This window comes from Parashewanella sp. 2210YD4-3, assembly GCF_056591735.1.
The window spans coordinates 224998-236587 of record NZ_JBWQOG010000007.1 but is presented as its reverse complement, the minus strand read 5'-3'; the positions used below and the strand labels follow the sequence as shown (position 1 = coordinate 236587).

11 protein-coding genes are annotated in these 11590 nt (G+C 39.5%); 7 read left to right on the top strand and 4 right to left on the bottom strand.

Annotation, left to right across the window (positions count from 1 at the left end; all coding sequences use genetic code 11):
* Nucleotides 1–42 precede the first annotated feature (42 nt).
* The 3 genes from AC1EU0_RS12525 to AC1EU0_RS12515 all read left to right on the top strand — a co-directional run bounded on the left by AC1EU0_RS12525 (nt 43) and on the right by AC1EU0_RS12515 (nt 2426).
* On the top strand, nt 43–1671 hold the full coding sequence (locus tag AC1EU0_RS12525; protein ID WP_480302796.1) for a PfaD family polyunsaturated fatty acid/polyketide biosynthesis protein: 1629 nt from the start codon (nt 43–45) through the stop codon (nt 1669–1671).
* A 228-nt stretch (nt 1672–1899) separates the two neighbouring features.
* Nucleotides 1900–2163, top strand: a complete 264-nt coding sequence (locus AC1EU0_RS12520) for a hypothetical protein (protein WP_480302795.1) — start codon at nt 1900–1902, stop codon at nt 2161–2163.
* Complete coding sequence (locus AC1EU0_RS12515) at nt 2160–2426, top strand: type II toxin-antitoxin system RelE/ParE family toxin (RefSeq protein WP_480302794.1); 267 nt, start codon at nt 2160–2162, stop codon at nt 2424–2426. Before AC1EU0_RS12520 ends, AC1EU0_RS12515 begins: the two co-directional genes overlap by 4 nt.
* Nucleotides 2427–2473: 47 nt before the next feature.
* Here AC1EU0_RS12515 and AC1EU0_RS12510 read toward each other — a convergent pair whose 3' ends face one another.
* Nucleotides 2474–3493 (bottom strand): DUF2971 domain-containing protein, encoded by a 1020-nt coding sequence (locus tag AC1EU0_RS12510; protein WP_480302793.1) that lies wholly within the window; start codon nt 3491–3493, stop codon nt 2474–2476.
* Between the two features lie 250 nt (nt 3494–3743).
* Here AC1EU0_RS12510 and AC1EU0_RS12505 point away from each other — a divergent pair, with 250 nt between their 5' ends.
* A complete protein-coding gene (locus AC1EU0_RS12505; protein ID WP_480302792.1) occupies nt 3744–5570 on the top strand; it encodes a DUF885 domain-containing protein in 1827 nt (608 codons plus the stop codon).
* Nucleotides 5571–5615: 45 nt separating this feature from the next.
* On the opposite strand, the gene AC1EU0_RS12500 is transcribed toward AC1EU0_RS12505, so the two are convergent.
* Both AC1EU0_RS12500 and AC1EU0_RS12495 read right to left on the bottom strand, forming a co-directional pair.
* Nucleotides 5616–5981: a hypothetical protein gene (locus AC1EU0_RS12500; protein WP_480302791.1), complete on the bottom strand. Its 366-nt coding sequence runs from the start codon at nt 5979–5981 to the stop codon at nt 5616–5618.
* A gap of 173 nt (nt 5982–6154) precedes the next feature.
* The gene (locus tag AC1EU0_RS12495) at nt 6155–6484 is read right to left on the bottom strand and encodes a hypothetical protein (protein ID WP_480302790.1); all 330 of its coding nucleotides are present in this window, start codon (nt 6482–6484) and stop codon (nt 6155–6157) included.
* A gap of 168 nt (nt 6485–6652) precedes the next feature.
* Between AC1EU0_RS12495 and AC1EU0_RS12490 the strand changes: the two genes are divergently transcribed.
* From AC1EU0_RS12490 to AC1EU0_RS12480, 3 genes are all read left to right on the top strand, one after another.
* Nucleotides 6653–7270: a fumarylacetoacetate hydrolase family protein gene (locus AC1EU0_RS12490; RefSeq protein WP_480302789.1), complete on the top strand. Its 618-nt coding sequence runs from the start codon at nt 6653–6655 to the stop codon at nt 7268–7270.
* Between the two features lie 102 nt (nt 7271–7372).
* A complete protein-coding gene (locus AC1EU0_RS12485) occupies nt 7373–7966 on the top strand; it encodes a hypothetical protein (protein WP_480302788.1) in 594 nt (197 codons plus the stop codon).
* Between the two features lie 275 nt (nt 7967–8241).
* Nucleotides 8242–9912, top strand: a complete 1671-nt coding sequence (locus AC1EU0_RS12480; protein WP_480302787.1) for a hypothetical protein — start codon at nt 8242–8244, stop codon at nt 9910–9912.
* Nucleotides 9913–9954: 42 nt separating this feature from the next.
* Here AC1EU0_RS12480 and purF read toward each other — a convergent pair whose 3' ends face one another.
* On the bottom strand, nt 9955–11469 hold the full coding sequence (gene purF, locus AC1EU0_RS12475) for an amidophosphoribosyltransferase (protein WP_480302786.1): 1515 nt from the start codon (nt 11467–11469) through the stop codon (nt 9955–9957).
* Nucleotides 11470–11590: the final 121 nt, after the last annotated feature.

Below are 11590 nucleotides of genomic sequence, written 5' to 3'. Positions count from 1 at the left end.
ACGAAACGACCAGACAGGTTGTATCTACGCTTAGGAACAACGATGACATTGCAATTAGACAATAACAACAAAATTAGCCCTTGGCCGTGGCAGGTTGATAAATCGGAACTGAATTTCGATAGCAGCACTTTGAGCCAATCACTACAAGACTTGAATCAACCTTGTTATATCGTCAATCACTCTGAGAAAGGGTTGGCGTGCAGTCATCAAGCAGAAGTCGTTATACCCGCCTATCAAGTATTAGATCATCAATATCCAGTCAGTGCCTTTGCCCCAGCTTTAGGAACAGAAAGCTTAGGTGACAGCAATTTCCGACGCGTTCACGGTGTTAAATACGCTTATTATGCTGGTGCAATGGCAAATGGTATTTCATCAGAAGAACTGGTTATTGCTTTAGGTAAAGCAGGGATCTTATGTTCTTTTGGCGCAGCAGGTTTAATCCCAAGCCGAGTAGAATCGGCCATTAAACGTATACAAGCCGAGCTTCCTAATGGCCCTTATGCCTTTAACCTTATTCATAGTCCAAGTGAGCCTGCACTTGAATGGGGCAGCGTAAAGCTGTACCTAAAGCATAAAGTACAAACGGTTGAGGCTTCTGCATTCTTAGCGCTAACTCCGCAAATAGTTTTATATCGCGCTGCTGGTTTAAGCCGAGATCAACAAGGCAACATCCAAATCAATAACAAAGTCATCGCTAAAGTCAGCCGCACCGAAGTCGCAAAACAATTTATGGCTCCAGCACCAGAGAAGCTACTTAAACCTTTGCTAGAAGATGGTTTGATCACCGAAGATCAAATGCAAATGGCCATGCAAGTGCCAATGGCTGATGACATTACTGCTGAAGCGGATTCTGGTGGTCACACTGACAATCGCCCTCTTGTTACTTTATTGCCAACTTTGATTTCCCTAAAAGATCAAATGCAGGCTCAATATCAGTACCCTACTCCACTGCGTGTTGGTGCTGGTGGTGGCATTGGAACACCAGATGCAGCCTTAGCGGCATTTAATATGGGTGCGGCTTACATTGTGACTGGCTCTATTAACCAAGCTTGTGTAGAAGCTGGGGCTAGTGAACATACACGCAAACTGCTTGCAACAACTGAAATGGCGGATGTCGCTATGGCCCCTGCTGCTGATATGTTCGAAATGGGCGTTAAACTGCAAGTGGTTAAGCGTGGTACTTTATTCCCAATGCGCGCGAATAAACTCTACGAAATCTATACTCGCTATGATTCGATTGAAGCCATTCCAGCCGATGAAAGAGCAAAACTAGAACAGCAAGTTTTCAGAACTTCATTAGATGAAATCTGGAAAGGCACAGTTGCACACTTTAATGAGCGCGACCCAAAACAAATCGAGCGTGCAGCAGGTAATCCAAAACGCAAAATGGCATTGATTTTCCGTTGGTATCTAGGGCTTTCTAGCCGTTGGTCAAACCAAGGGGAATCTGGCAGAGAAATGGATTACCAAATCTGGGCTGGCCCAGCATTAGGCGCATTCAACGCATGGGCAAGCGGTTCGTACTTAGATGATTACCAAGCTCGTAATGCTGCAGACTTAGCTCGTCATTTGATGGTAGGCGCTGCATATCAAGCTCGTATTAACTTGCTGCAATCTCAAGGGATTTCGATTCCTGTTGAATTACAGAAGTGGAAGCCAAAGAGGTTTTGATCAATTCCTTCCTCTCATACGAGCAACAGTGTGAACGACAACAGAAACGCACATCCATGTGCTGACGACCGTGACATCCTGTCACGGACGGTTGTCTTATCCCACTGTTGCTCTTACTTAGATGATTCCGCATCAACTTTGTCACTTACCTTTCCAGAAGCTTAATTTGTAAACAGACCATTTCAAGGGTACTATTAAAAGTACGCTTAAATGGTAATGGAAATTGTTATGAATGTGCAGGCCAATGATGTAAAAGTGAAAGGGGTTAAGGCTCTTTCTGATGCTATTGAGAATGATGGTGTATGCATTGTATCAAGCCGTGGTAAACCAATCATTGCGGCAATCGATATCGAGCAATATCAGAAATTCAGAGAATGGGAATTAAGCCAAGCATTAGCAGAAAGCGAAGCTGACTTAAAAGCTGGGGATTATAAAGTGATTGATGATGTCGACGCCCATGTAGCCGCATTGCTTAATGAATCTGAACTATGAATAAGCTGATTGAAACCAAAAGCTACGCTAGGCGAGCAAGTAAGTTTTTAAAAAAGCACCCAGAGATCATTCAGCAATACACGAAAGTCTTAAAGCTCCTGCAAATCAATCACACTCACCCATCATTACGACTCCATAAACTAGCAAATGGGCTATGGTCAGTCTCCATCAATATGAGCTACCGTATTTTGCTTACATTAAAAATCAAAGAAGATGGCACAATCATATTGATTGATATTGGGAACCATAATGAAGTTTATTGACCTGCTATTAATAATATATTTACACCTTACATTACAGTTTGAATAGTCTAATTCTTAAATCTAATTTCTTGAGTCGAAAATCCATGTTTTTGTATATGGCTTCTTATTTTAGTCTTGTCAGAGTCATCACAATCGACTCCAAAACAGATATATGAAAGTGCATTACCAAAACTCATCTTGAATGGTGATTCATTATCATCAACAACATAAAATCTATATTCTTTTTCATAAGCCCATACCGATTGCTTAATAAAATAAAGTTCTAAAAAACGTGTTGCAAGAAACTCTTGAATATAATTAGAAACTCCATTACCAAGCACTTTATCTAAATCGAAATGGTATGGCTCAAAACCTATATCTCTTCCGAACTTTTCATCAATATAAGTTACTGCTTTATTATGTGCTATATGTTCCAAGGTTTGCTCTTCAAATTGATTTACCAGCTTATTTTTATTAAAAACTAGGCAGCACCCTGTGTGTTTTTCACCATAAAAATGCCACATTGCCGAATTAGCATAACCTCGACCAATACAACCTAAATCAAGATATCTATTTGAGGGTGAGTTGTGTTCAGTTAAAACATCCTGAGTAAAACAGGCTATTTTTGAACTTTTTTTACTCGCTTGACTGATTGCAATACCTATTTCACCACAATCCTCAACAGAAAGGTTATGGTTTCCTTTGCAGTATGTAAGTTCCCAATCAGAAAACTCTTTAGGATCATTTACATTAGCTATAGAACTTAGCCAAATTTGTCCGCTGTTTAGTATATTTAGTGCTTTTTCAACACTAGTGTAGTGATATAAATAAATTCCCTGCTCTTCAAGTGCTAAAGACAAACCCTTACTCCTGCTAGTAGCTTTATTATTTAATTCTTTTCTCGCATTAGAACAAAGAAAAAAATCAAAATTAACAGAACAAAATATTCTATACAAAAATCTCACTTTCGTAACTATTCCCACTTGATTAAATGAACCAAATTCAACCCTACCCCCTTTCAGAATACTAGACTCCCCCCTTTCAAAGTTGTTATTCATCGTTGGTGAAAAATGGCGTAAGCGCAGCATGGACGCTGCGCTAGTTTCCGAGCTACATGGATGTAGCATCGGAAACGTTAGGTATTTTTTGCCATAAGAGGAATAGCGTTTAACTTTGAGGGGCGGCAGGGGGAGCTGTTAGAGGGGGCTTGCTGGAGAGCCCCCTCTAACACGGGTGTGGGTGGTAAACCCACTACTATCAAACCCTGTTACATTTTCTCCATTGTTCTCCTAAAAATGACAATGTTAACCTTGTGTTAATAAAATAAGGAGAACCCTAATGGTTAAAAAGATTTTCAAATGGACTGGGATTAGTTTAGCTGTCGCTATTGGACTAGGTGGAGGCTTAGCAGCACATGAATGGTATGCAGATAAGCCTTTTAGGCTGAGCTCATTACTCGACAGAGAAATGGTTAAAATTGCTTTCGAAAGTCCAGAAACATTAACTTCATTAGGCTTCTTAGAGTCTGTAGGCATCAAAGGCCATAATGCTGAATTAGATGATGACCGCCCTCAAGTATTAGAGGGAATGTTCAATAAGGCCAAGAAAATCAGAGTACTTGTAGAACAATATGACGATGCAGATCTTAACGAAAACGATAAACTGTCTAAAGAAATCACGTTATATCTCTTGGATTTTTTAGATTCTTCTTATGAATACCGTCATCACAACTACCCTGTAAATCAGTTATTTGGTTTACAAAATAATTTTCCAAGCTTTATGGAAGCTCAACACCAAGTAACCAGCATCGAAGATGCAGATAACTACATCTCGCGCTTAAATAAAGTTCCTGTTAAATTTTCTCAAAATCTCGAAGGACTGAAAATTAGAGAGCAAAAACAAATCATTCCTCCGAAGTTTGTTATTGAGCGTGTAATAGATGAAATGAATGGTTTTGTAGCTACACCGATTGAAGAAAATATTTTATTTTCATCTCTCAAAGATAAACTCGATAAAATAGATGACCTAGATCCTACCGAAAAACAAAGAGTTTTGGTTGAAGCTAATAAAGCTATTAAAACTAACGTTTACCCTGCTTATCAATCTTTGATCAACTACTTCACTAAACTTAAGCCAGAAGCCACTACTGATGCTGGTTTTTGGCGACTCCCCGGTGGCGACCAAGCATATAAACAAGCTCTAGCTTTCTTTACTACAACCGATTACAGCCCTGAATATATTCACAACCTAGGCCTTACCGAAGTAGACAGAATACAAACGGAAATATTAACTGAGCTGACAAAGCTGAATATCAATACTGATAATGGCTTTTCACAAGCAATAGAAGATCTAGCCGATGATGAACAATATTACTACCAAGATAATGATGATGGTCGTCAGCAGATTTTAGCGGACTATCAAACCATTCTTGATGAAATAGATGCAGGCCTTAACGACGCATTCAATATTCGCCCTAAGGCGGGAATGGAAGTAGTACGGATTCCAGAGTTTAAAGAAAAAACCTCACCCGGCGCTTATTATCAACAGCCATCTCTTGATGGCACTCGCCCGGGCCGTTTCTTTGCTAACTTGTACGACATCAAAGCTACACCGACATACAGCATGCGAACCCTCGCTTACCACGAAGGGATCCCCGGCCATCACTTCCAAATTGCCATCGGCATGGAGCTAGAAGGGTTACCTTTTTTGCGTAAAATGGGTGGTTTTACTGCTTACACTGAGGGTTGGGCATTGTACGCTGAGCAACTCGCTTGGGAATTAGGGTTCCAAAAACACCCACAAGATAATATCGGTCGTTTACAAGCAGAGTTATTCAGAGCCGTCCGTCTCGTAGTTGATACAGGTATTCATCACAAGCATTGGACTCGTGAGCAGGCTATTGATTATATGAAAGCCAATACAGGTATGGCACAAAGTGATGTAGTGTCTGAAATTGAACGTTATATCGTCATGCCCGGCCAAGCAACGTCGTACAAAATCGGTATGATGAAGATTTTGGAGCTAAGAGAAAAAGCTAAAAACCAGTTAGGCGATAAGTTTAATCTTGCAGAGTTCCATGATGTAGTGCTAAAAAATGGCGCTGTTCCATTATCGATTTTGGAACGCTTAGTTGATAAATACATTGAACAGAAACAAACGGCTTAACGAGTTTGGTTAAGGTTTAATAAGTCTCCCTGATGTAGAACTAGGTTATCTAGCTTTACTTGATGGGAGCCCTTTACTTCTTCTTTCCGACTTATTCTTTTTGCCAACTGTGCTAGGTTTAGCTTCATTTTCATTGATAAGAACCTCTTTTACAAAACTGGGCGATTCATCTTCTAGAGGTACACCCTCTTTTTCTGCGGGTAACGCCTCTTTTGCTTCCTCTGATTCAACATCTTGGTATAGCCAATCCTTAAAACTGCGCCAAGTTAAGTTTTCTTTTGTCAAAGGCACGATATCTTTTGGTTTAATTTCGCTAGGCTTAACTCCCAAGTTTGCATCAGGAAAATCATAAAGAAAGTAAGCCCTTAGCCCTTCTCTTGAGACTGCTATCGGCTTCCATTTTGCGTTCAATACAATGGCATTTTTATGATTTAAGCGTTTATTTAAAATAGGACAGGTTTTTCTACTAAAACCATAAGCTCGAGTAAACTCAATATCGCTGTCAGCTTCTGGAACATTAAATGACTGATTAATAACCTGTTGCTCTTGTAACGTTGATCTTGACCTCCATTCTGAAACGTTGGTTAAAAAAGGAACTCCATTAGGAATAGTATAATCATCGTCATCGTATAAATCAGATGGATATGCTCTTCATACATACTTTTGATAATGTAATCAGACGTTCTACGCTCAATACCAACAAGCTTAAGGCAATACATAAAAAACGATTTAAAGGCATCTTTTACGCCAGAGTATTCAGATTTTCTTGATGCAGCCAAAACACCATCCTCACCAAAACCAACATTGTATGTTTTCCCATTGGATAAAGTGATTGAAGATAAATCTCTTCCTTCCCATACATGGCGGGCCACTTCGTATTGAACAACTTGTTTTGGCAGCTTAGGTAAGGTCATTAAGACTCCAAACTCAATTAACTTTTTACAATTTCAAGTATTGTGCATAAACAAAAATCAGACAAACATACAAAAAGAATCTGCATTATGGTAATTTCAGTGTCTGACTGATTAGACAACAAATCAAATAAAACAACTCATTGATTAAAAATAAATTAATAAAAAAATATGATGACATCAAAAATTGTTTGCGTTGGCCGCAACTATGCTGAACACGCCAAAGAATTAAACAACCCTATTCCTACAGAACCTTTACTCTTTATTAAACCATCAACAGCATTATGTGATTTCAACCAGGCAATTAATGTTAGCCAAGCACCTTACCCTGTACATTATGAAGCTGAGCTGGCTATTTTGATTGGGCAAACGTTAACGAAAGTGACTCCACAACAAGCTGAACAAGCGATATCTGGAATTGGCGCGGCGTTAGATTTAACGTATCGAGACTTACAAGCAGAGCTTAAATCGAAAGGGCACCCATGGGAGACAGCTAAGGCATTTGATAACAGCTGCCCTATCACTGATTTCATCCCTTTTGAGAATCACGACCTTAGCGCTTTAGAATATAAATTGTTCATCAATGGGCAACTGAAGCAGCACGGTCAATCAAAAGATATGCTGGTTGATATACCGAATTTACTCAGCTACATCAGCCAGCATTTTACTCTCGAACCTAATGATATCGTGCTGACAGGGACTCCTGCTGGAGTGGGAATGTTAAACCCAGACGACAAATTACAAATTGAAATACAAGATCTTATGAGGGTAGACACTTTTGTAGTTTGAGCAGCCTCCGTGAAATAAACAATAATTAATCGATTGTTAATTATATATTTGCGTGACCTCTCGTACTATGTGAGAACTTATTTGTACAATAAAGGCATCTGCATGAGTGTTGCTAGCCCCCTCATTTCTTCGTCATCAAATGCACCAGAATTACGCACAATTTCTTTTGGGACAAATTTAGTTATTTATGTACCGAAAGGAAGTGCCTGCGCGATCAAAGAGGTCGACTGTGAACAGTTCCTAGATTGTAATGTGAAAAAGCTTTCGGTTGAATTTTCTGATGACAGAAAAATGAATTTTAATGTCAGCATAGCGCCAGAGCAGAATAATATAGGCTGCTTTTTAAGAGATACTACATTTCAAGTTGCCGTTAAGGTAGATAGCAAGGATACTGGTTTAAGAGCTCAAGACTCCGGAAACTTATCATTAGTCAATAAAACAGAACAAAAGTTATCGGATGAATTTACCTCTGCACTTAACAAAGGAACTGAGTTACGTTCGAAAATATGGAGAATTAGCCATCCAGCACTGCAAAAAGGTGTATATGCAGAATGCCCTTCTTTAGCAAGTAGAAATAAAAGAGGACTAGCAAAAGCTTGTGCTTTCGCTGCAGAATTATTTTGCAGCACGCCAACATGTATATCCAATAGACTACAAAGTTCTAGAATCAATAGCAGATATCAACGATTCAGTTAACCACAACAAATTTAAATAGTACTTTTTGAAAGTGGAGCTATCAAGAAAGCTTGTTCACAAAATCGGTAACTCAAATAAACAAGGAGTATTAATTTACACTCTGAATTTAAAGCTAAAGAGGATACCTGTATTGATAAATGCTGCAGCTCAAGGCTCACCTCTTGACAGCAATTTTTTCTTAATGAGCTTGATAAACATTAAAACATCTTTCGGCAACAGTGGCTTAATTTGGGTAAATTACAATTGAGTTATTGCCCATTGGATTAAAGATAGCAATGCTTGCATCACTCTCATACTCAGTAGCACCACACTTGTGCCAGTCTTTTGGAGTTACATGGCCTAAAAGCAATACTGGTCAAAGGTTACAACAAGTTAAGGCTGACCGAAGACTCTCTAGATTTCACAGCTCAAAAAACAGCCCCCGCCCTCAATATTCCAGTCTATTAACTCCAAATGGGATTCCTAGTTCTACACCAGAAAAAGAACTCTCAACTTGGTTAGAACAACAAGAACGAAGTCATAGTGCTGAATTTATTCCAAGCACAAGCACAGCAGAAAGAACAGCTAGGTTATTTCAAATGCAGGCGGCTTCAGAAATAGATGGTAAATTAATCATTGAATGTTCAAGACTAAACTTTGCAGATTTACTTACTCCTTCTTGCAGTATTTCTCCTGTTGTTGCTAGTGCTATTGACAATCATATCGCGGCTTATACTGAGGAGCTACTCCAGAAATTAGCTGAGCCCAAATATCAAGATATTCCAAAGGAAGTAAGGTGCCAGCTACAAACTTTAATTCCTTACCTAACGGATGTGAGAAAATTGATTGTTCCCCTTAGCAAGATCGGAGAAAAGCTTTTAAAGAGACGACCTGATCTCGCAACTGACAATATACACTCTAGGCTAACAGCTGCAGACTTTGGGACGATTGTTGCTTCTCCAATCAAAGATAAAGACTCTTTTAGTTATTCCTATTTAACAAAATTGCAAAAACAACGAGTTTGCAAATTCTTAATCACTTCAGAAGAAAAGCAGCCCCAATCCTTTTCTTATGAAGAATTATTAGATGCCATCGATGCCTGTACTCAAAGCGATATTTCAATAAAAGGTCTACCGATATTTGATGGTCATGTTGAATCTAAGGTCGCTAACGAATGGGCCAAACCACATGGTTTTATTGATAGCTTTTGGTCTCAAAGAATGGGGCATGGCCAACTCAGCCACAACTTGCAATTATACCTAGCAAGTAAATTAGCTGACGCAGGAACAAAAATGGTAGAAGTACTTATTGACAACGATATGTGGGGTTGGTTGTTTGATAATTCGTTTATTAGAGAATCATCGACCAAGAGGGTCTTACCAACTTCAAATAGAGTTAACTTATACAGCTTACCTTTAACACTCTTTGGTACTACCCCTGATGTTTTTCAAGAAAAGCTTTCAACTGGCGCCTTTTCTTCGGCATTAGAGCAAATTGCCTGTCAAGACAACAGCGAAGCTTTGATATCAGAATTAAAAAAATCACTCGGATTAGAGGTATTTGATAGTACTGAACTTCAAAAGCTTATTTGCAATATTAAAGCTCTTGAACAAGCTGTAGCCAATCATACTACAATGGTACAAGGTGAAATATTAAGACTTCGACCAAATTTCAAACAAAAACTCGAAGCCCCTGCAAGTCTTCTGTATTGTGACCCAGGAGACTCAGAAGCCGTTTTGTCGCAAAGAGATTTTGCTTTTATCAATTTAGTCGAAGGGAACGCGGTTTGGGGATACAGCTATAGCTCTCACCGGCGGGAAAACGGTGCTATATATCGTACTGCAGAGGTAATGAGAATCAGATCAAAGCAGGATATTAGTAATTGTTTATTTTTTGTAGTATTACCCAAAGGAAGTCCTAGAATGAAATCTCTACCAGCTCATATACTTATGGCTGCTCAACAGTAAAAAGCCAGACTAGGTCTGGCTTTTTACTACCAAATTCGTACTCTATGGATGGCAAACGTTATGCAATTCTAGATTTGTTCCTAAATCTTTATTGCTTGTGGCTTTTGCATCATCATTACGGAGTTTTGTTAGGTGATCCAAATAAGCTTGATCAACACCAGGAGTCACATAATGGCCGTCAAACACCGACGTTTCAAACTCTTGAATGTCTGGATTTTCCAATTTTACAGCATCAACTAGATCAGTTAAATTTTGGAAAATCATGCCATCTGCACCGATGATTTTAGCAATTTCCTGCACATCTCGACCATAAGCGATAAGTTCATTGGAACTTGGCATATCAATACCATAAACGTTAGGGAAACGAACTTCTGGAGCCGCTGAAGCAAAATACACCTTTTTGGCTCCCGCTTCGCGAGCCATCTCGATAATTTGTTCAGAAGTAGTACCACGCACGATTGAGTCATCAACCAGTAGTACATTCTTACCTTTAAACTCTGCACCGATTGCGTTAAGTTTGCGTCGAACGGATTTTTTGCGTTCTTGTTGACCCGGCATAATAAAAGTACGACCAATGTATCGGTTTTTAACAAAGCCTTGGCGATAAGGCAGGCCTAGGTGATTAGAAATTTCTACCGCGATATCACATGAAGTTTCAGGGATCGGGATCACCACATCAATATCTTGATCTTCCCATTCGGTTTTAATTTTTTCAGCCAACTTAGTTCCCATATTGATGCGACTTGCATAAACAGAGGCTTTATCTATCGTTGAGTCTGGTCGAGCAAAATATACAAATTCGAAAATACAAGGGATACGCTTAGGTGAGTCTGCACATTGGCGGCTGTGTAAATTACCTTGGAGGTCTACATAAATTGCTTCGCCTGGTTCGACATCACGAACCACGTCAAAACCTACAGCATCTAATGCCACACTTTCTGAGGCAACCATGTACTCGGTGCCATGTTCAGTATCATTCTTACCCAAAACAAGAGGGCGAATACCATTTGGATCACGAAATGCGACCAACCCTTGACCAATAATCATTGCAACCGTTGCATAAGCCCCGTTCACTTGACGATGGATTTGACGAATAGCGCTAAATACTTCATCTGGTGTCAGTGACAAGCCGCTCACATGCTGGAGTTCATCTGCTAACAGATTGAGTAATATTTCCGAGTCAGAGGTAGTATTAATATGTCTACGTTTGAGTGCCAGACGCTCTAATAACTCTTTGGTGTTGATCAAGTTACCATTATGAGCAAGAGAAATACCAAATGGCGAGTTTACATAGAACGGTTGGGCTTCTGATGCACTTGAACTACCAGCGGTTGGATAACGCACATGACCGATACCTGCATTACCTTGCAAGCGTTGCATGTGCTTATTTTCAAAAACATCCTTTACTAAGCCGTTGGCTTTTCGCAACCTAAATGATCCTTGATCTTCAGTTACAATACCAGCAGCATCTTGGCCTCTATGCTGCAAAACCGTCAAAGCATCATAGATGGTTTGGTTTACTGCTGACAGACCAACAATTCCGACAATACCACACATGGGTAATATTCCTCATTTATAAGATATTCTAATACAACAAAGCTTCAGCAATACACAAGCCACAAGGTAAGCGCATTGTCTGAAGCATTATGTTACTCAAGCCATTTTCATCCAGAGACAT

Bases quoted from the DNA above. Each gene is read 5' to 3' on its own strand.
- AC1EU0_RS12525 (WP_480302796.1), top strand. From the start codon at position 43: ATGACATTGCAATTAGACAATAACAACAAAATTAGCCCTTGGCCGTGG.
- AC1EU0_RS12520 (WP_480302795.1), top strand. From the start codon at position 1,900: ATGAATGTGCAGGCCAATGATGTAAAAGTGAAAGGGGTTAAGGCTCTT.
- AC1EU0_RS12515 (WP_480302794.1), top strand. From the start codon at position 2,160: ATGAATAAGCTGATTGAAACCAAAAGCTACGCTAGGCGAGCAAGTAAG.
- AC1EU0_RS12510 (WP_480302793.1), bottom strand. From the start codon at position 3,493: ATGCTGCGCTTACGCCATTTTTCACCAACGATGAATAACAACTTTGAA.
- AC1EU0_RS12505 (WP_480302792.1), top strand. From the start codon at position 3,744: ATGGTTAAAAAGATTTTCAAATGGACTGGGATTAGTTTAGCTGTCGCT.
- AC1EU0_RS12495 (WP_480302790.1), bottom strand. From the start codon at position 6,484: ATGACCTTACCTAAGCTGCCAAAACAAGTTGTTCAATACGAAGTGGCC.
- AC1EU0_RS12490 (WP_480302789.1), top strand. From the start codon at position 6,653: ATGATGACATCAAAAATTGTTTGCGTTGGCCGCAACTATGCTGAACAC.
- AC1EU0_RS12485 (WP_480302788.1), top strand. From the start codon at position 7,373: ATGAGTGTTGCTAGCCCCCTCATTTCTTCGTCATCAAATGCACCAGAA.
- AC1EU0_RS12480 (WP_480302787.1), top strand. From the start codon at position 8,242: ATGCTTGCATCACTCTCATACTCAGTAGCACCACACTTGTGCCAGTCT.
- purF (WP_480302786.1), bottom strand. From the start codon at position 11,469: ATGTGTGGTATTGTCGGAATTGTTGGTCTGTCAGCAGTAAACCAAACC.